Source organism: Pseudomonas thermotolerans DSM 14292 (genome assembly GCF_000364625.1).
In the GTDB taxonomy this organism is placed as follows: domain Bacteria; phylum Pseudomonadota; class Gammaproteobacteria; order Pseudomonadales; family Pseudomonadaceae; genus Aquipseudomonas; species Aquipseudomonas thermotolerans.
This window is the reverse complement of sequence record NZ_KB822601.1, coordinates 93,189-111,441: the sequence shown is the minus strand read 5'-3', so window position 1 is coordinate 111,441 and position 18,253 is coordinate 93,189. Positions and strand designations below refer to the sequence as shown.

At 68.0% G+C, this 18,253-nt stretch carries 17 protein-coding genes; 8 read left to right on the top strand and 9 right to left on the bottom strand.

All coding sequences use genetic code 11. The features are described from left to right. Positions 1-3: 3 nt before the first annotated feature. From mltB to lipA, 6 genes are all read left to right on the top strand, one after another. The gene (gene mltB, locus H165_RS0103445; protein ID WP_026146328.1) at positions 4-1,014 is read left to right on the top strand and encodes a lytic murein transglycosylase B; all 1,011 of its coding nucleotides are present in this window, start codon (positions 4-6) and stop codon (positions 1,012-1,014) included. Next, positions 1,011-2,012 (top strand): septal ring lytic transglycosylase RlpA family protein, encoded by a 1,002-nt coding sequence (locus H165_RS0103440; RefSeq protein ID WP_026146327.1) that lies wholly within the window; start codon positions 1,011-1,013, stop codon positions 2,010-2,012. The genes mltB and H165_RS0103440 overlap by 4 nt, the downstream gene beginning before the upstream one ends. Positions 2,013-2,080: 68 nt before the next feature. Next, positions 2,081-3,241, top strand: a complete 1,161-nt coding sequence (locus H165_RS0103435) for a D-alanyl-D-alanine carboxypeptidase family protein (RefSeq protein WP_017937510.1) — start codon at positions 2,081-2,083, stop codon at positions 3,239-3,241. A gap of 115 nt (positions 3,242-3,356) precedes the next feature. Beyond that, positions 3,357-3,629: a DUF493 domain-containing protein gene (locus H165_RS0103430; RefSeq protein ID WP_017937509.1), complete on the top strand. Its 273-nt coding sequence runs from the start codon at positions 3,357-3,359 to the stop codon at positions 3,627-3,629. Next, positions 3,629-4,288, top strand: coding sequence for a lipoyl(octanoyl) transferase LipB (gene lipB, locus H165_RS0103425; protein WP_017937508.1), 660 nt, complete (start codon positions 3,629-3,631; stop codon positions 4,286-4,288). The genes H165_RS0103430 and lipB overlap by 1 nt, the downstream gene beginning before the upstream one ends. Then, a complete protein-coding gene (lipA, locus tag H165_RS0103420) occupies positions 4,285-5,262 on the top strand; it encodes a lipoyl synthase (protein ID WP_026146326.1) in 978 nt (325 codons plus the stop codon). The genes lipB and lipA overlap by 4 nt, the downstream gene beginning before the upstream one ends. Positions 5,263-5,379: 117 nt before the next feature. Here lipA and H165_RS0103415 read toward each other — a convergent pair whose 3' ends face one another. From H165_RS0103415 to leuS, 4 genes are all read right to left on the bottom strand, one after another. Then, positions 5,380-6,702, bottom strand: a complete 1,323-nt coding sequence (locus H165_RS0103415) for a lytic murein transglycosylase (protein ID WP_017937506.1) — start codon at positions 6,700-6,702, stop codon at positions 5,380-5,382. Positions 6,703-6,885: 183 nt separating this feature from the next. Beyond that, entirely contained in the window at positions 6,886-7,914 is a 1,029-nt protein-coding gene (holA, locus tag H165_RS0103410) for a DNA polymerase III subunit delta (protein WP_017937505.1), read from the bottom strand. A gap of 39 nt (positions 7,915-7,953) precedes the next feature. Next, positions 7,954-8,550, bottom strand: coding sequence for an LPS-assembly lipoprotein LptE (locus tag H165_RS0103405; protein WP_017937504.1), 597 nt, complete (start codon positions 8,548-8,550; stop codon positions 7,954-7,956). Positions 8,551-8,607: 57 nt separating this feature from the next. Next, the gene (gene leuS, locus H165_RS0103400) at positions 8,608-11,229 is read right to left on the bottom strand and encodes a leucine--tRNA ligase (RefSeq protein WP_017937503.1); all 2,622 of its coding nucleotides are present in this window, start codon (positions 11,227-11,229) and stop codon (positions 8,608-8,610) included. Between the two features lie 219 nt (positions 11,230-11,448). Between leuS and H165_RS0103395 the strand changes: the two genes are divergently transcribed. Together H165_RS0103395 and H165_RS0103390 are read left to right on the top strand one after the other, a co-directional pair. Then, entirely contained in the window at positions 11,449-11,898 is a 450-nt protein-coding gene (locus tag H165_RS0103395) for a hypothetical protein (RefSeq protein WP_017937502.1), read from the top strand. 55 nt (positions 11,899-11,953) lie between these two features. Continuing rightward, on the top strand, positions 11,954-12,730 hold the full coding sequence (locus H165_RS0103390; protein ID WP_017937501.1) for a YdcF family protein: 777 nt from the start codon (positions 11,954-11,956) through the stop codon (positions 12,728-12,730). Positions 12,731-12,742: 12 nt separating this feature from the next. Here H165_RS0103390 and lnt read toward each other — a convergent pair whose 3' ends face one another. The 5 genes from lnt to miaB all read right to left on the bottom strand — a co-directional run bounded on the left by lnt (position 12,743) and on the right by miaB (position 18,168). Next, complete coding sequence (gene lnt, locus H165_RS0103385; RefSeq protein WP_017937500.1) at positions 12,743-14,263, bottom strand: apolipoprotein N-acyltransferase; 1,521 nt, start codon at positions 14,261-14,263, stop codon at positions 12,743-12,745. A gap of 141 nt (positions 14,264-14,404) precedes the next feature. Beyond that, positions 14,405-15,244 (bottom strand): HlyC/CorC family transporter, encoded by an 840-nt coding sequence (locus tag H165_RS0103380; protein WP_026146325.1) that lies wholly within the window; start codon positions 15,242-15,244, stop codon positions 14,405-14,407. 21 nt (positions 15,245-15,265) lie between these two features. Then, entirely contained in the window at positions 15,266-15,721 is a 456-nt protein-coding gene (gene ybeY / locus H165_RS0103375; protein ID WP_017937498.1) for an rRNA maturation RNase YbeY, read from the bottom strand. Then, positions 15,714-16,724 (bottom strand): PhoH family protein, encoded by a 1,011-nt coding sequence (locus H165_RS0103370; protein ID WP_017937497.1) that lies wholly within the window; start codon positions 16,722-16,724, stop codon positions 15,714-15,716. The genes ybeY and H165_RS0103370 overlap by 8 nt, the downstream gene beginning before the upstream one ends. A 100-nt stretch (positions 16,725-16,824) precedes the next feature. After that, positions 16,825-18,168: a tRNA (N6-isopentenyl adenosine(37)-C2)-methylthiotransferase MiaB gene (miaB, locus tag H165_RS0103365; protein WP_017937496.1), complete on the bottom strand. Its 1,344-nt coding sequence runs from the start codon at positions 18,166-18,168 to the stop codon at positions 16,825-16,827. Positions 18,169-18,253 lie beyond the last annotated feature (85 nt).

Genomic DNA, 18,253 nt, shown 5'->3' with positions numbered 1-18,253 from the left:
CTAATGCGAGTAGTGCGTCGCTGGGCGGCTCGAAGTGCAGGTTGGGTCAGCCTTGCTGGCATCGTGGGTCTGGCCCCGCAGGCCTGGGCAGCTGACTATGAGGGTTCTCCGCAGGTCGCCGAGTTCGTCGCGGAAATGACCCGCTACTACGGCTTCGCTGGCGAACAGTTGGTAGCGCTGTTCAACGAGGTGGAGCGCAAGCAGAGCATCCTCGATGCCATCTCGCGGCCGGCGGAACGGGTGCGGCCCTGGAAGGAGTACCGGCCGATCTTCATCACCGACAAGCGCATCGCCGGCGGGGTGGCGTTCTGGCGCAAGCACGAAGAGGCACTGGCCCGTGCCGAACGCGAGTACGGCGTGCCGGCCCAGGTGATCGTCGCGATCATCGGTGTGGAGACCTTCTACGGTGGCAACACCGGCAGCTTCCGGGTGATGGACGCGCTCTCCACCCTGGGCTTCGACTACCCGCCGCGCGCCGACTTCTTCCGCAAGGAGCTCAAGCAGTTCCTCCTCCTGGCGCGCGAGCAGCAGGTCGACCCACTCTCCCTCAAGGGCTCCTACGCCGGCGCCATGGGCCTGCCGCAGTTCATGCCTAGCAGCTTCCGCGCCTATGCGGTGGACTTCGACGGCGATGGCCACATCGACATCTGGAACAACCCGGTGGACGCCATCGGCAGCGTCGCCAGCTACTTCAAGCGCCACGGCTGGGCGCCCGGCGAGCAGGTGGTCAGCGCCGCGAAGATCAGTGGCGAACAGGCCGAAACGGCGATCAGCCCCGGCCTGGAGGCCAGTACCACGGTAGGCGAGCTGCGCAGCCTCGGCTGGAGCAGCCAGGAAGCCCTGCGCGACGACCTGCCAGTGACTGCCATCCGTCTGGAAGGCGAGGCGGGCCCCGAATACTGGATGGGCCTGCCGAACTTTTATGTGATCACTCGCTATAATCGCAGCGCTATGTACGCCATGGCGGTCTATCAACTGTCCGAGGCACTGGTGAAAGCACGGAGCGCCAAGTGAGACGAGTACAGCCCACGCGACTGTTGACCTTTGCCGTCTTGGCCCTGTTGGTGGCCAGCTGCTCGACCAGCCAGCCCCCCTCACGCAACGTCGGCAGCATCTCCGGGCCGAGCGACTATGCCCGGCCGCACCGCGACGGCGCTCCCTGGTGGGACGTGGACGTCTCGAAGATTCCCGACGCGGTGCCCATGCCTCATTACGGCAGCTACAAGGCCAACCCCTACACGGTGTTCGGCAAGACCTACTACCCGCTGCAGGACGCGCGCAACTACAAGGCTGTGGGCACCGCCTCCTGGTACGGCACCAAGTTCCACGGCCAGGCCACCGCCAACGGCGAGGCCTACGACCTCTACGGCATGACCGCCGCGCACAAGACCCTGCCGCTGCCCAGCTACGTGCGGGTCACCAACCTGGAGAACGGCAAGAGCGTGATCCTCCGCGTCAACGACCGCGGGCCGTTCTACTCCGACCGGATCATCGACCTGTCCTTCGCCGCGGCGAAGAAGCTCGGCTACGCCGAGAAGGGCACCGCGCAGGTCAAGGTGGAAGGCATCGATCCCCACGAGTGGTGGGCCCAGCAGGGCCGCCCGGTGCCCATGGTCCTCGCCCAGCCGAAGATGGCCCAGCCGCAGGCCACCCAAGCCCAGCCGCAGCCGGCCGCCAAGCCTCTGGTCGAGGAGTACGTGCCGCCGCCGCAGCAGCACGCCGCGGCGGTGCTGCCGGTGCAGGTCGACGCAAAAAAAAACGCTTCACCCGGAGTCTCTGGCCTGTATCTCCAAGTGGCAGCCTTCGCCAATCCGGACGCTGCCGAGCTGCTCAAGGCCAAGCTGAGCGAGACGGTCAATGCCCCGGTGTTTATCAGCTCGGTGGTGCGCAACCAGCAGATTCTCCACCGGGTACGCCTGGGGCCCATCGGCACTCGGGATGAGGCCCTGCAGCTGCAGGACAGTGTGCGGCTGGCCAACCTCGGCCAGCCGACCCTGGTCAGGCCCGACTGATGCCTGACCGCACTTCGCCCGCCAGGGCGCGCTTTTTCATTCTTGCCTGAGAAACCTTCTGAAGAACGATGAACATCTCCTCTCTTGCCAAACGCTTGCTGCTGCCTCTCCTGCTACTCATCGCGCCGCTGGCCGGCGCCGCCGACCAGGTGATCCCGGCACCGCCGCAGCTGGCCGCCAAATCCTACCTGCTGATGGATGCCGCCAGTGGCAACGTGCTGGTGGAGAGCAACGGTGACGAGCGCCTGCCGCCGGCCAGCCTGACCAAGCTGATGACCGCCTACCTGGCGACCCTGGAGATCAACCGCGGGCAGATCAAGGAAAGCGACCTGGTCACCGTCAGCGAGAAGGCCTGGCGCACCGGCGGTTCGCGGATGTTCATCCAGGTCGGCAGCCAGGTCAGCGTCGGCGACCTGCTGCATGGCATCATCATCCAGTCCGGCAACGACGCCAGCGTGGCCATTGCCGAGCATATCGCCGGCAGCGAGGAGGCCTTCGTCGACATGATGAACGCCACCGCCGAGCGTTTGGGTATGCGCAACACCCACTTCATGAACGCCACCGGCCTGCCGGACCCGGATCACTACTCCTCGGCCCACGACATGGCCATCCTGGCCCGCGCGATCATCTACGAGGACCCGGCCCACTACGCCATCTACGCGCAGAAGGAGTTCCTCTGGAACAACATCAAGCAGCCCAACCGCAATCTGCTGCTGTGGCGCGACAAGACCGTCGACGGCCTGAAGACCGGCCACACCGAGGAAGCCGGCTACTGCCTGGTGGCCTCCGCGGTGCGTGACAACATGCGCCTGATCGCCGTGGTGTTCGGCACCAACAGCGAGCAGGCCCGTGCCGCCGAGACTCAGAAGCTGCTGACCTACGGCTTCCGCTTCTTCGAGACCCGCACCTTCTACCAGAAGGGCGCCGAGCTGGCCAAGGCGGCGGTCTGGAAGGGCGCCGAGCGCCAGGTGCGCGCGGGCCTGGCCGAGGACCTGACCCTGAGCATGGCCAAGGGCCAATTGAAGGACCTGCAGGCCAGCATGAGCCTCGAGCCGCAGCTGATCGCCCCCATCCAGCAGGGCCAGGTGATCGGCAAGGTAGAGGTCAAGCTGGGCGACCAGGTGGTCAAGAGCGCCGACCTGATCGCTCTCGAATCCGTCGAGGAGGGTGGCCTGTTCCGTCGTCTGTGGGATAGCATCCGTCTGTTCTTCTACAGCCTGTTCAACTGATCCGCCCAGGGCCCGCCAGCCTCCACGAGAGGCCGGCGGGCATAGGCATTAGCGCCGCATCCCAAGCCGGCTCCGGGCCTGCCCGCGGCGCCCTGTGAACCACGAGTTCGCCGCCATGACCGACACTCCCAACGTAAAAATCGAGTTCCCCTGCGAGAACTATCCGATCAAGGTGATCGGTGACGCCGGCGACGGCTTCGTCGAGCTGGTCATCGAGATCCTCGAACGCCATGCGCCAGGGCTCGACCGCGGCACCCTGGTGCTGCGCGACAGCCGCAACGGCCGCTTCCAGACCGTGCAGCTGCTGATCACCGCCACCAGCGTCGAGCAGCTCCAGGCCCTGCACGTCGAGCTGCGCGCCACTGGCCGCGTGCACATGGTGCTCTGATGCCAGCACCCGCAGTCCTCGGCTTCCGCGACCTTGGTCTGGTGCCCTACGAGCCCACCTGGCATGCCATGCAGCGCTTCACCGCCGCGCGTACCCCGCAGAGCGGCGATGAGGTCTGGCTGCTCCAGCACCCGCCGGTGTTCACCCTCGGCCAGGCCGGCAAGGACGAGCACCTGCTGTTCCCTGGGGAGATCCCGGTGGTCAAGGTCGATCGCGGTGGCCAGGTCACCTACCACGGGCCGGGGCAGCTGGTCGCCTACCTGCTGCTCGACGTGCGCCGCTCGGGGCTGGGGGTGCGCGAGCTGGTGCAACGCATCGAGCAGAGCCTGATCGACCTGCTCGGCGAGTACGGCGTGCGGGCCGAGTTGCGTCCCGGCGCCCCGGGGGTCTACGTCGACGGCGCGAAGATCGCCTCCCTCGGCCTGCGCATCCGCAACGGCTGCTCCTTCCACGGCCTGGCGCTGAACGTCGACATGGACCTGGAGCCTTTCCGGCGCATCAACCCCTGCGGCTACGCAGGCCTGGCCATGACCCAGCTGCGCGACCTGGTCGGGCCGCTGGATTTCACCGAGGTTTGTGCCCGGCTGCGCGCGCAGCTCGTCCAACACCTCGGCTACGCTGAACAGACGACCCTGACGGGCGGAATCGAATCGTTATGAGCACAGTAGACGCGGGCAAGAAGGCCCCTGCGAAAGTGGAACCCGGCGTGAAACTGCGTGGCGCCGAGAAGGTCGCGCGCATCCCGGTGAAGATCATTCCCACCGAGGAACTGCCGAAGAAACCGGACTGGATCCGCGTGCGCATCCCAGTGTCGCCCGAGGTGGAGCGCATCAAGCAGCTGCTGCGCAAGCACCGCCTGCACAGCGTCTGCGAGGAGGCCTCCTGCCCGAACCTTGGTGAGTGCTTCAGCGGCGGTACCGCGACCTTCATGATCATGGGCGACATCTGCACCCGGCGCTGCCCCTTCTGCGACGTCGGCCACGGCCGGCCGAAGCCGCTGGATCCCGAGGAGCCGAAGAACCTGGCGATCGCCATCGCCGACCTAGGCCTCAAGTACGTGGTGATCACCTCGGTGGACCGCGACGACCTGCGCGACGGCGGCGCCCAGCACTTCGCCGACTGCCTGCGGGAGATCCGCAAGCTGTCCCCCGGCATCCAGCTGGAGACCCTGGTGCCCGACTACCGCGGGCGCATGGACATCGCCCTGGAGATCACCGCCCAGGAGCCGCCGGACGTGTTCAACCACAATCTGGAGACGGTACCGCGTCTGTACCGGGCCTCCCGGCCGGGCTCGGACTTCGAGTGGTCGCTGGACCTGCTGCAGCGCTTCAAGCAGATGGTCCCGCATGTGCCGACCAAGTCCGGGCTGATGCTCGGTCTCGGCGAGACCGACGAGGAGGTGCTCGAGGTGATGGCGCGCATGCGCGAGCACGACATCGACATGCTGACCCTCGGCCAGTACCTGCAGCCGTCGCGCAACCACCTGCCGGTACAGCGTTTCGTGCACCCGGACACCTTCGCCTGGTTCGCCGAGAAGGGCGCCGAGATGGGCTTCAAGAACGTCGCTTCCGGCCCGCTGGTGCGCTCTTCCTACCACGCTGACCAGCAGGCTCACGGCATCAAGCACGACTGATCCGCGCGTCTGCGGAAAGACCGCGTCGCCGGCCTGGCCGGGATGCGGTTTTTCTTTGCCCGGGATCTGGCCTGGACTGCTGCAGGGGACGGTCGCCAGGGCCGTCCGCCGCCGCGGTCAGGGTTGGGTGCGCAGGCGGGCCAGCAGCTCCGCGGTGGGGTGGCCGTCGGCCGGCCAGCCGAGCAGTTGCTGGAAGCCGCGGATCGCCTTGCGGGTGTTGGCGCCGATGATGCCGTCCGGCGCGCCGGGGTCGAAGCCGAGCCGGGCCAGGCGTTCCTGCAGCTCGATGCGTTCGCTGCGGCTCAACTGGCGGTCGTCGCGTGGCCAGCTGGCCTGCAGCTGGCTGCGGCCGGTCTTCAGCGCGTCGGAGAGCAGGCCGACGGCCAGGGCGTAGGCGGTGGAGTTGTTGTAGCGCAGGATGCTGCGGAAGTTGTTCAGCACCAGAAAGGCCGGCCCGCGATGTCCGGCCGGCAGCAGCAGGGTGGCGCTGGCCTCCTCGGCGACGTTCGGGGCCTTCACCGGCTGCACGCCCAGGGCGCGCCACTGGGCCAGGCTGCGGCGCTCCTCGGGGTCGGCCAGGGCGTAGTCGAAACCCTGTGGCAGGCGCACCTCGAAGCCCCAGGGCTGGCCCGGCCGCCAGCCGGAGTTGCCGAGGTAGTGGGCGGCCGAGGCCAGTGCGTCGCTGGCGGAGTTCCAGACGTCGCGACGGCCGTCGCCGTCGAAATCCACGGCGTGCTGGTTGTAGGTGGTGGGGATGAACTGGGTCTGGCCCATGGCCCCGGCCCAGGAGCCGATCAGGCGTTCCGGGCTGATGTCGCCGTGCTGGAGGATCTTCAGGGCCGCCAGCAACTGCTCGCGCCAGAACGCCTGGCGGCGGCCTTCGTAGGCCAGGGTGGCGAGCGAGCGGATCACGTTGTAGCTGCCGATGTTCTGGCCGAAGGCGCTTTCCATGCCCCAGATCGCCACCAGCACCTCGCGGTCCACGCCGAAGCGCTGCTGGATGGCCGTCAGGGTCGTGCCGTGCTGGGCGAGCATCGTCCGGCCGCGGCTGATCCGGCTGGGCGATACGGCGCTGTCTAGGTATTCCCAGACCGGCCGGGTGAACTCAGGCTGGCTGCGGTCGGCGGCGATCACCCGGGGGTCCGGGCTGATGCCGGCGAAGGCGCGATCGAACAGCCTGGCGTCGATGCCCGCGGCCAGCGCCTCGCGGCGCAGTTGGTCGCGCCATTCGGCGAAGCCGAGCTGCGGGGCGGACGACTGGACGGGGCTGGCCGGTGTCGTGTTCGGGGTGGCCACGGCGACCTGCCGGGGAGGCTCCTGCGGCGTGTCGGAAGCGGCGCTCGGCGGGGTATCGGCATGGTCGCTGGCGCAGGCGCTGAGCAGGCCCAGATGCAGTGTCAGGGTGGCGCAGGCCAGGGGACGCAGGAGCTGTATCGGCATGGGAAATCTCGTTGCGGTGTTGCCAGGCGCCACCTTATCACGCCTGGTCGGCTTGCTGGTTGCCGCGGAGCGGGGCTTTCGGATTGCTGGCTCTTTTCCGGGGCCTCGGGAGCCACTGCCCCGGCCTCTGGGAGCGCGGCGCCCAAGGAAAGAAGGCGCCAGGGCCGGACCGCCCGCTATGGACTAGAAGGGCAGGCGCTTGCCGGCCAGGGCGAGGGTCAGGTTGGCGAGGCTGCTCCAGGGGTCGCCGGGGGCCTGGCCCTTGATCTGCGCGTCGATCAGTTGAGCGGCCTGCAGCAGCTGTCCCCAGCGGGCCACCGGGTGGCGCTGGAGGGCGCGGCCGAGCAGCGGGCGGCGCTTCTCCCAGATCGGCGGGCGGCAGGCGGCGAAGGCTTTGTCGAGGGGCACGCCCTGGGCATGCTGGTGGGCAATGCCGGCCAGCTGGCGCAGCTCGCGGGCCAGGGCCCAGAGCACCACGGCGCTTTCCACCCCTTCGCCGCGCAGCCCCTCGAGGGTGCGGAGGGCGTGGGAGGCCTCGCCGTTGAGCGCGGCGTCGATCAGCCCGAAGACGTCGAAGCGTGCGCTGTCGGCTACCGCGGCCTGCACGGTGGCGGCGTCCACCTGGCCGCTCTCGGCGAGCAGCTTGAGCTTTTCGATCTCCTGGGCGGCGGCCAGCAGGTTACCCTCCACCCGCGCGGCGATCAGGTCCACCGCCTCCGGGGTGGCGACCAGCCCAGCCTGGGCCAGGCGCTGGCGGATCCATTGCGGAAGCTGGGCGACTTCCACCGGCCAGATCTGCACGAACAAGGCGTGCGGCCCGTCGATCAGCGCTTTGGCCCACTTGGTTTTCTGGGTACTGCCGTCCAGCTTGGGCAGGCTGATCAGCAGCACGGTGTCTTCCGGCGGTCGCTCCAGGTATTCGAGCAGGGCGGCGGCGCCCTTGTCGCCGGGCTTGCCGTTGGGGATGCGCAGCTCCAGCAGGCGCCGGGCGGCGAACAGCGAGAGGCTGGCGCCGGCCTCGTAGAGCTGGCCCCAGTCGAAGTTGGCTTCGGCGTTGAACACCTGGCGCTCGCCGTAGCCCTGCTCGCGACAGGCGCTACGGATGGCGTCGGCGGCCTCCTGGCAGAGCAGCGGCTCGTCGCCGCTGATCGCGTAGACCGGCGCCAGGGTGCCTTGCAGGTGCTTGCCGAGCTGGGCTGGGCTGAGCTTCATGGCAGGCGGCGGGAGCCCGCGAGCGGACTCCCCAGACGCTTACTGGATGGGCAGCTGCAGCGGCGAGTGCTGCGGCCGGGTGGCGCGGGCGCGCTGATCGGCCTCGGCTTCGGCCCGGGCGCGGGCCTCGGCCTGCTGCTGTAGGCCGTCGAGCTGGGCCGGGGTGATCAGGCTCAGGCGGGTGGCCAACTGCTGGATCAGCTCGCGGCGGATCTCGCCGCGCAACTGCTCGGCTTCCTGGCCGGAACCGATCAGGTTGTTGCTGTCTTGCACGAAGACCTTGCTGACCTCCAGCTTGTCGTTGGCCAGCAGCAGGTTGTTGGCGCCGCGCAGCTCGTACTCCAGGCCAAGGGTCAGCTCGTACTCGGCGCCGCGGGCACTGCCGGTGTAGCTGAGGGTGCGCTGGGACTGCACTTCGCGGGCCAGCACTAGGGTGTATGGCGCGCCTGGGTAGACCTTGACGTGGTTGTCCAGCAGCACCTCGCGGACTTCCTTGACGGTGTCGCCGTAGGCGTTGCGGGCGCTGAGGTTGAGCTCCTTGAGGGCGAACTCGGTGGTGCCGGTGCCGCGCAGCTGGAAGCCGCAGGCGGAGAGTAGTGCGGCCAGACCGATAACCATCAGATTCCGTTTGAGCATCGTTGTTGTTCCCCTTAAGAACCGTGCGCCGGAGCCCCGCGAGGCCCCGACGCGACCTCAGTTGGCGACGATGTTGACCAGCTTGCCGGGGACCACGATGACCTTGCGGATGGTCAGGCCCTCGGTGAAGCGCAGCACGTTCTCGTTCTGGCGTGCCGCCGCTTCGATCTCCTCGCGGCTGGCGCTGGCCGGCACCTCGATGTGCCCGCGCAGCTTGCCGTTGACCTGCACCACCAGCTGCAGGCTGTCCTGCACCAGGGCGTTTTCGTCGACCTGCGGCCAGGGCGCGTCGATGACCGCGCCGGACTTGCCGAGGCGCTGCCAGAGCTCGTGGCAGATGTGCGGGGTGATCGGCGCGAGGAGCAGCACCACGGTTTCCAGACCTTCCTGGAGCAGGGCGCGGTCCTGCTCGCTGGCGGTCGGGGCCTTCTCCAGCACGTTCATCAGGGCCATCACCTGGGCGATGGCAGTGTTGAATTTGTGGAACTGGCCAATGTCGGTGCTGGCCTGCTTGATCGCCGCGTGGATGGCGCGGCGGATGGCCTTCTGCCCGTCATTCAGCGCGGTCTTGTCCAGGGCGCCGGGCAGACCGGCGCTGACGTGGTTGTAGGCCAGGCGCCAGACGCGGCGCAGGAAGCGGTTGGCGCCTTCCACGCCGGAGTCGGACCATTCCAGGCTCATGTCCGGCGGCGAGGCGAACATCATGAACAGGCGGCAGGTGTCGGCGCCGTAGGCGTCGATCATCGCCTGCGGGTCCACGCCGTTGTTCTTCGACTTGGACATCTTCTCGGTACCGCCGATCTCCACCGGCTGGCCGTCGCTCTTCAGGCGGGCGCTGATGATCTTGCCCTTGCTGTCGCGCTCGACCTCCACGTCGGCCGGGTTGAACCAGTCCTTGCCGCCGTTCGGCAGGTTGCGGTAGTAGGTCTCGGCCACCACCATGCCCTGGGTCAGCAGGTTCTTGAACGGCTCGTCGGAGGACACCAGGCCCTCGTCACGCATCAGCTTGTGGAAGAAGCGCGCGTAGAGCAGGTGCAGGATGGCGTGCTCGATGCCGCCGATGTACTGGTCCACCGGCAGCCAGTGGTTGGCCGCGGCCGGGTCGACCATGCCCTGGTCGTAGCTGGGGCTGGCGTAGCGGGCGAAGTACCAGGACGACTCCACGAAGGTGTCCATGGTGTCGGTCTCGCGCTTGGCCGGCTTGCCGCACTGCGGGCAGGTGCATTCGTAGAACTCGGGCATCTTCGCCAGCGGGCTGCCGGCACCGTCGGGCACCACGTCTTCGGGCAGCACCACCGGCAGCTGGTCTTCCGGCACCGGCACGTCGCCGCAGCTGTCGCAGTGGATGATGGGGATCGGGCAGCCCCAGTAGCGCTGGCGGCTGATGCCCCAGTCGCGCAGGCGGAACTGGGTGCGCGCCTGGCCCAGGCCCTTCTTGCGCAGGGCCACCTCGATGGCGTCGAAGGCACCATCGAAGTCCAGGCCGTCGAACTCGCCGGAGTTGATCAGGGTGCCGTGCTCGGCGTAGGCGTCCTGCCAGGGCGCCGGGGTCTGCTCGCCGGCGCTGGTGCGAATCACCGGCTTGATAGGCAGGCCGTACTTGCTGGCGAACTCGAAGTCACGCTGGTCGTGGGCCGGCACGGCCATCACCGCGCCTTCGCCGTAGTGCATCAGCACGTAGTTGGCGATCCATACCGGCAGCTTCTCGCCGGTCAGCGGGTGCTCGACGAACAGCGGGGTGGGCAGGCCCTTCTTCTCCTGGGTGGCGATGTCCGCCTCGGCCACGCCGCCACGCTTGCACTCGTCGATGAAGGCTTGCAGCTCGGCGGCCTGCTCGGGCGGCAGCTTGCTCAGGGCGATGGCGGCCAGCGGGTGCTCGGCGGCCACGGCCACGTAGGTGGCGCCCATCAGGGTGTCCGGACGGGTGGTGAACACCTTGAGGACGCCTTCCTGGCCGATGCTGGCGACGTCGTAGGGGAAGCTGACCTCCATGCCGCGGGATTTGCCGATCCAGTTGCGCTGCATGGTTTTGACCTGTTCCGGCCAGCCGTCCAGCTCGTCCAGGCTGTTCAGGAGCTCATCCGCGTAGGCGGTGATCTTGAAGTAGTACATGGGGATCTCGCGCTTCTCGATGAGCGCGCCGGAACGCCAGCCGCGGCCGTCGATGACCTGCTCGTTGGCCAGCACGGTCTGGTCCACCGGGTCCCAGTTCACGGTGCCGTTCTTGCGGTAGATCACGCCCTTCTTGAACAGCCTGGTGAACAGCCACTGCTCCCAGCGGTAGTACTCGGGCTTGCAGGTGGTGACCTCGCGGGTCCAGTCGATGCCCAGGCCCAGGCTCTTCAGCTGGGACTTCATGTAGGCGATGTTCTCGTAGGTCCACTTGGCCGGTGCCACCTGGTGCTTCATGGCGGCGTTCTCAGCCGGCATGCCGAAGGCGTCCCAGCCCATCGGCTGCAGGACGTTCTTGCCGAGCATGCGCTGGTAGCGGGCGATCACGTCGCCGATGGTGTAGTTGCGCACGTGCCCCATGTGCAGCTTGCCGCTGGGGTAGGGGAACATGGACAGGCAGTAGAAGGTGTCCTTGCCGGGCTCTTCGCGGACGACAAAGGATTGCTCACGTTCCCAGTGGGCCTGGGCAGCGGCTTCGATTTCGCGGGGCTGATACTGTTCGTGCATGGCTCTAGTGGCGCATAGGAAAGAAGGTTAGTGCCAGGGCGGGCCGGGACCCGCCGAGGGACTGCAGGAAACGCCGTAGCATACATGACCCCCCTCGTCCTAGGGAAACCTTGATCGCTGCCAGGCGCGCCGCCGTTGGTCGCTGCGCATGGTCGGATGCGGGGCGGACGCTAAGCTTTTCCACAGGGACGGCGGGATCGGCCCCAGCGAGGTGCGTGGATGGGCGAGTTGCGGCGAGTGGTAGTGGGAGGCGGTCTGTACGAGCGCTTGTTACAGCGGCTCGCGCTGGCGCTGGAGGAGGCCGAGGCGGCCCAGAAGCTGGGCGACGAACGGCCGGGGGAGCTGGAACTGCGGGGACTGAGCTCGGCCGAGCTGGCGCTGATCAATGCCTATCTGCAGCATGACGTCAGTTGGCTGAGCGGCTGGCACGCCGCCGCCGAGGAGCTGGCGCTGATCGAGCACCGCGCCCTGCGGCCGCTGCGCCCGGCGCGCAACGCGGCGCGTCCCGGCACCCTGCGCCCGCTGAGTGGCAAGTCCGCGCCGCAGAAACGCCGCCGCCAGCTGTGCTGCGCCCTCTGCGGAACCCCGGTGAACTGGCAGCCGGGCGTCGGCATCCAGGGCTGCGAGACCTGCGGCTCGCAGCTGTTCCGCGCCCAGTCGCTGCGCTAGCGCCGCGACCGGCATCCCGCCTGCCCCTATACTCGGGCACCTCTGGAGGTGTCCGATGTTCCTGCGTTATTTCGTCAAGCAACTGATCCTGCCACCGGGCGGCCTGCTGCTCCTGCTGCTGGCCGGCTGGTGGCTGCGCCGGCGTTTCCCGCGCCTGGCCGCGGGCTGTTTCCTGCTCGGCTTCGCCGGCCTTTGGGTGATGAGCATGCCGTTGGCGGTGGAGTGGGCTGCGCGCCTGCTGGAGCGTGAGGCCCCGCTGGCCCAGACCGAGTGGCCGGCGCTGGCCGGCCGGGCCGAGGCCATCGTGGTGCTCGGCGCCGGGCGTGACGTGGCCGATCCGGGCTGGGGCGGCGACCAGCCGAGCCTGCTGGCCGTCGAGCGGATGCGCTATGCGGCGCGCCTGGCCGGGGCCAGCGGCCTGCCGGTACTGACCAGCGGCGGCCTGCACTTCGGCGTGCTGCCGCCCAGCGAGGCGGCGTTGATGGCCGAGGGCCTGGCCGCGGACTTCGGCGTGGCGGTGCGCTGGCGTGAGGAGTCCAGTCGCACCACCTGGGAGAATGCCGTGGAGAGCGCGGCGATCCTGAAGGCGGCCGGGGTGCGCCGCGTGGTGCTGGTCACCCAGGCCTACCACATGCCGCGGGCGCGCTGGTGCTTCGAACGGCAGGGCCTGGAGGTGATCGCTGCGCCCATGGGCTTCATGGGGACCCCCAACGCCCGCCCCGGCGGCGGCTGGCTGCCGGAGAGCCGGGCGTTCTGGCAGAGCAGCCTGCTGCTCAACGAGGTGGCCGGGCGGCTGCTCTATCCGCTGGCCTACCGCAGTCCTGCGCCCTAGTCGGCGGCGGGCTCAGAGGGTCTTGGCCATACGGCTGGCCAGCAGCGCCCAGGCGAAGATCAGTGCGCAGAGGATCGCCAGCGGCCAAGCGCGCCACTTCAGATAAGGCGTCAGCGCCTGCATGGGCACCACCTCGCCGTAGAGCACGCCGCGCTCGAACTGCGGAATCTGTGCGGCGATGCGTCCGAAGGGGTCGATCAGTGCGGTGACCCCGTTGTTGGTGCCGCGGATCATCCAGCGGCCGGCCTCCAGGGCGCGCATCTGGGCCATCTGCAGATGCTGCAGGGGGCCGATGGAGGTGCCGAACCAGGTGTCGTTGCTCACCGTGAGCAGCAGCTGGCTCTGCGCGGCCAGCTCGGCGGCGAATTCCGGGTAGACCACCTCGTAGCAGATGTAGGGCGCCACCGCGTAGCCGCGTGCCTTGAGCGGCGGCTGGCCGGCCGGGCCGCGGGCGAAGTCGGACATGGGCAGGTCGAAGAAGGCAATCAGTCCGCGCAGCAACTCCTGCAGCGGCACGTACTCGCCGAAGGGCACCAGCTTCTGCTTGAGGTAGGTGCCCCGGCCCTCGCCGATCACCGTGATGCCGTTGTAGTAGCGCTTCTCGCCGCGTTCGTTGAGCTGACGGATCGGCACGCCGGTGATCAGCGCGGACTGGCGTTCGCGGGCGAAGCGGTCCATGACCCCCAGGTAGCCGTCGGCGAACTCCTTGAGCACCGGCACCGCGGTCTCCGGCCAGACGATCAGGTCTGCCGGGCGGCTGCCGAAGCTCAGGTCGCGGTACAGGGCGAGCTGCGCCTCCAACTGCGCCGGGTCCCACTTCAGCTGCTGCGGCACGTTGCCCTGCAGGGCGGCGACCCGCAGTGGCGCGCCGGCCGGCTGTGTCCAGGCGTGCCCCTTGAGCAGGAAGCCGAGCAGCCAGGGGGTGGCCAGAAGCACCAAGCCGGCGCCGAGGAACGCCGGACGGGCGCGCAGCCGTGCCAGGTTGACCAGCAGCGCGGCGCTCAGCGCCAGCACGAAGGAGATCAGCCAGACGCCGCCGACGGGGGCCAGGCCGGCCAGCGGGCCGTCCAGCTGGCTGTAGCCGGCGTACAGCCAGGGAAAGCCGGTGAGGAACCAGCCGCGGAAGGCCTCCTGGGCCAGCCACAGGGCGGCGAAGGCCAGGGCGTCGGCCAGCAGCGCCTCGTTGCGGCGCAGCCAGCGCGCCCACAACCAGGCGGGCAGGGCTAAGAACAGCGCCATCCCGGCGCAGAAACCGATGGTCAGGAAGCCAGCCAGCGCCGGCGAGGCGGCTCCATAGTCGTGGATGCTGACGTAGACCCAGCTGGTGCCGGCGAGGAACAGGCCTAGGCCGTAGCACCAGCCGCGGCCCAGCGCCTGCATCGGGCTCAGCTCGCGGAGGCCCAGGTAGTAGAGGGCGAGGGATAGCAGGGCCAGCGGCCAGTAGTCGAAGGGGGCCAGGGCCAGGGTAGTCAGGGCGCCGGCGGCTGCGGCCAGCAGGTTGCCCGGCCAGCCGGGGTAAGAGATCCAACGCATCGTGGGTCCTTGGAGGGATGGCTAGGCGGGCAAGGGTACTGGATGGCGCGGCCGGGGAGAAAGCCGGAAGACAGTCCGGTCCGGAAGGTTTCGCCGCTCCTCGCCCCGGCCCTCTCCCGGGGGAGAGGGCGGCTTGGGGGCCTAGCGCTCCAGCGGGGTCAGGCGCAGCAGGTGGATGCGCCGGCTGTCGGCGCTGAGCACGCGGAAGCGGAAGTTGCCCACCTCGGTGATCTCGTTGCGCTTCGGCAGGTGGCCGAAGGCGTGCATCACCAGGCCACCGATGGTGTCGAACTCCTCGTCGCTGAAGTCGCTATCGAAGGCCTCGTTGAAGTTCTCGATGGGGGTCAGCGCCTTGAGCAGGAAGTCGCCGGAGGGCAGCGGCTTGATGTAGCTGTCCTCCTCGACGTCGTGCTCGTCCTCGATGTCGCCGACGATCTGTTCGAGCACGTCCTCGATGGTCACCAGGCCGGCGACGCCGCCGTATTCGTCGATGACCACCGCCATGTGGTTGTGGTTGGCGCGGAACTCGCGCAGCAGCACGTTGAGCCGCTTGGACTCCGGCACGAAGGTGGCCGGGCGCAGCAGGTCCTTGATGTTGAAGCTGTCGTGGTTGTCCTCGAGGATCAGCGGCAGCAGATCCTTGGCCAGCAGGATGCCGATCACGTCGTCGGGACCGTCGCCGATGACCGGGAAGCGCGAGTGGGCGGATTCGATGATCGCCGGGAGGAATTCTCGGGGCGTCTGGCAGGCCTTGATGATCACCATCTGCGAGCGCGGCACCATGATGTCGCGGACCTGCAGGTCGGCGACCTGGATGGCGCCTTCGACGATCGACAGCGCCTCGCTGTCGAGCAGTTTGTTCTGGTGGGCTTCGCGGAGCAGCTCGAGCAGCTCCTGACGGCTCTTGGGTTCGTGGGCAAAGGCCTGGACGATGCGTTCCAGCCAGGACCTGTGCCCGTTGCTCAATCGATCTTCGCTCATATATCCGTGCTCAGTGGCTTCTCATTCGTCATCGCGATAGGGATCGGGATGGCCAAGTTCAGCCAGCAATTCCCGTTCCAGGGCTTCCATTTCCTCGGCTTCGGCGTCCTCGATGTGGTCGTAGCCGAGCAGATGCAGACAGCCGTGGATCACCAGGTGCGCCCAGTGGGCCTCCAGCGACTTGCCCTGCTCGGCGGCCTCGCGCTCGACCACCGCCGGGCAGATCACCAGGTCGCCCAGCAGCGGGATGTCGAGCAGTTCGTCGGGAACCTCGGCGGGGAAGGACAGCACGTTGGTGGCGTAGTCCTTGTGCCGGTAGGTGCGGTTCAACTCGCGGGCCTCGGGCTCGTCGGCGAGGCGGATGGTCAGTTCCGAGTCGCCCTGGCGCTGGCGCAGGGCCAGTTCGCACCAGCGGCGGAACTGTTCGAGGGTCGGCACCGACGCGCTGGTGGCGATCTGCAGGTCCAGCTCAACCATCGTGGCGTTCCGCCTCGTCGTCCACCTTGCCGTGCTGGCGGTTGTCGTGGCGCTCGTAGGCCTCGACGATACGCTGCACCAGCGGATGGCGGACCACATCCTTGGGCTTGAAGTGAGTGAAGGAGATGCCCGGAACCTTGTGCAGCACGTCGATCACGTGGGTCAGACCCGAGCGGGTGCCACGCGGTAGGTCGACCTGGGTGATGTCGCCGGTGATCACCGCGGTGGAGCCGAAGCCGATGCGGGTGAGGAACATCTTCATCTGTTCCATGGTGGTGTTCTGGCTTTCATCGAGGATGATGAAGCAGTTGTTCAGGGTGCGGCCGCGCATGTAGGCGAGCGGCGCCACCTCGATCACCTGCTTCTCGATCAGCTTGGCTACCTGGTCGAAGCCGAGCATCTCGTAGAGCGCGTCGTAGAGCGGGCGCAGGTAGGGGTCGATCTTCTGGGTCAGATCGCCGGGCAGGAAGCCGAGCTTCTCGCCGGCCTCCACCGCCGGGCGCACCAGCAGGATGCGCCGCACCCGCTCGCGCTCCAGGGCGTCCACCGCGCAGGCCACCGCCAGGTAGGTCTTGCCGGTGCCGGCCGGGCCGATGCCGAAGTTGATGTCGTGCTCGAGGATCGCCTTGACGTAGCGTTGCTGGTTGGCGCCGCGCGGGCGGATCACGCCCTTGCGGGTGCGCAGGGTGATGCCGCTGGTGTCCGCGCTGGGGTTGACCAGCTCCTCGACCCCGGATTCCTGGAGGAACAGATGCACCAGGTCGGGCGACAGCTCGGTGGCTTCGGCCTCGCGATACAGGTGCTTGAGCAGCTGGGCGGCGGCCTTGGTTTTCTTGGCGTCGCCGCCGACCAGTTCGAACTGGTTGCCACGATTGCGGATCTCGATGCCCAGGCGCTGTTCGATCAGGCGCAGGTGTTCGTCGAATTGTCCGCAGAGATTGGCGAAGCGGCGGGACTCGAAGGGTTCGAGGAGAAAGCGGAGCGGTTCAGTGGATGCGTTCAAGGTCGTGTGTGCCGCCAGTCGGCAGGGGAGATGAGTCGAAGCATAAACCCGGGCGCCCCCGTGGAAAAGTCGGGGCGCCGGCGTCTCTTTTCTGGGTCGTTCAGTGCAGGTTGCCGTCGTTCAGCAAGGTACCGCGCAGCGAGTGGGGTAGCGCCTCGTCGATGCGCACGTCGACGAACTGGCCGATCAGCCGCGGATTGTCGCAGCGGAAGTTGACGATGCGGTTGTTCTCGGTGCGCCCGGTGAGCATCCCCGGGTCGCGTTTGGAGTAGTCGCTGACCAGGATGCGCTGGACGCTGCCGACCATCCGTCGGCTGATCTCGAAGCCCTGCTGGTTGATGCGCTGCTGGAGGATGTGCAGGCGCTGCTTCTTGACCTCTTCCGGGGTGTCGTCGGGCAGGTCGGCGGCCGGGGTGCCGGGGCGCGGGCTGTAGATGAAGGAGTAGGAGAAGTCGAAGCCCACCTCCTCGATCAGCTTCATGGTCTGCTCGAAGTCCTTGTCGGTTTCCCCCGGGAAGCCGACGATGAAGTCCGAGCTGATGCAGATGTCCGGCACCGCGGCCTTCAGCTTGCGGACCCGCGACTTGTATTCCAGGGCGGTGTGGTTGCGCTTCATGGCAGCGAGCACGCGATCGGAGCCGGCCTGCACCGGCAGGTGCACGTACTTGACCAGCTGCGGCACCTCGGCGTGAGCGGCGATCAGTGCGTCGGAGAATTCCAGGGGGTGGCTGGTGGTGTAGCGAATCCGTTCGATGCCGTCGATTTCCGCGACGATGCGGATCAGTTCGGCGAAGTCGCAGATGCGACCGTCGGCCGTGGGGCCGCGGTAGCCGTTGACGTTCTGGCCCAGCAGGGTCACCTCGCGCACGCCGTTCTCGGCCAGGTGGACGATCTCCGCGAGCACGTCGTCGAGCGGCCGGCTGACTTCCTCGCCGCGGGTGTAGGGCACCACGCAGAAGGTGCAGTACTTGCTGCAGCCTTCCATCACCGAGACGAAGGCGCTGGGACCGTCGACCCGCGGTTCGGGCAGGCGGTCGAACTTTTCGATCTCCGGAAAGGACACGTCTACCTGCGGCGTGCGGGTGCTGCGCGCGGCGTCGATCATCTCGGGCAGGCGGTGCAGGGTCTGGGGACCGAACACTACGTCCACGTAAGGGGCGCGCTCGCGGATCGCCGCGCCCTCCTGACTGGCCACGCAGCCGCCGACACCGATCACTAGGTCCGGGTTGACCTTCTTGAGTTCGCGCCAGCGACCCAATTGCGAGAACACCTTTTCCTGGGCCTTCTCGCGAATCGAGCAGGTGTTCAGCAGGATTACGTCGGCTTCCGCCGGGTCCTCCGTGACTTCCAGGGCCTGGTGTTCGCCCAGCAGGTCGGCCATGCGCGAGCTGTCGTACTCGTTCATCTGGCAACCGTGGGTCTCGATGTAAAGCTTCTTGGTCATGCGCGTGTGTCGGCTGGATTCGCAGGACCGCGCATTATAGTGCCGGGGCGGCGCCCTTCCTAGGGTTGCCTGCCGGAAGGCTGTG

Bases quoted from the DNA above. Each gene is read 5' to 3' on its own strand.
- lipA (WP_026146326.1), top strand. From the start codon at position 4,285: ATGAGCACAGTAGACGCGGGCAAGAAGGCCCCTGCGAAAGTGGAACCC.
- H165_RS0103415 (WP_017937506.1), bottom strand. From the start codon at position 6,702: ATGCCGATACAGCTCCTGCGTCCCCTGGCCTGCGCCACCCTGACACTG.
- lipB (WP_017937508.1), top strand. From the start codon at position 3,629: ATGCCAGCACCCGCAGTCCTCGGCTTCCGCGACCTTGGTCTGGTGCCC.
- H165_RS0103395 (WP_017937502.1), top strand. From the start codon at position 11,449: ATGGGCGAGTTGCGGCGAGTGGTAGTGGGAGGCGGTCTGTACGAGCGC.
- lnt (WP_017937500.1), bottom strand. From the start codon at position 14,263: ATGCGTTGGATCTCTTACCCCGGCTGGCCGGGCAACCTGCTGGCCGCA.
- H165_RS0103380 (WP_026146325.1), bottom strand. From the start codon at position 15,244: ATGAGCGAAGATCGATTGAGCAACGGGCACAGGTCCTGGCTGGAACGC.
- ybeY (WP_017937498.1), bottom strand. From the start codon at position 15,721: ATGGTTGAGCTGGACCTGCAGATCGCCACCAGCGCGTCGGTGCCGACC.
- H165_RS0103430 (WP_017937509.1), top strand. From the start codon at position 3,357: ATGACCGACACTCCCAACGTAAAAATCGAGTTCCCCTGCGAGAACTAT.
- leuS (WP_017937503.1), bottom strand. From the start codon at position 11,229: ATGCACGAACAGTATCAGCCCCGCGAAATCGAAGCCGCTGCCCAGGCC.
- H165_RS0103390 (WP_017937501.1), top strand. From the start codon at position 11,954: ATGTTCCTGCGTTATTTCGTCAAGCAACTGATCCTGCCACCGGGCGGC.
- H165_RS0103435 (WP_017937510.1), top strand. From the start codon at position 2,081: ATGAACATCTCCTCTCTTGCCAAACGCTTGCTGCTGCCTCTCCTGCTA.
- miaB (WP_017937496.1), bottom strand. From the start codon at position 18,168: ATGACCAAGAAGCTTTACATCGAGACCCACGGTTGCCAGATGAACGAG.
- holA (WP_017937505.1), bottom strand. From the start codon at position 7,914: ATGAAGCTCAGCCCAGCCCAGCTCGGCAAGCACCTGCAAGGCACCCTG.
- mltB (WP_026146328.1), top strand. From the start codon at position 4: ATGCGAGTAGTGCGTCGCTGGGCGGCTCGAAGTGCAGGTTGGGTCAGC.
- H165_RS0103405 (WP_017937504.1), bottom strand. From the start codon at position 8,550: ATGCTCAAACGGAATCTGATGGTTATCGGTCTGGCCGCACTACTCTCC.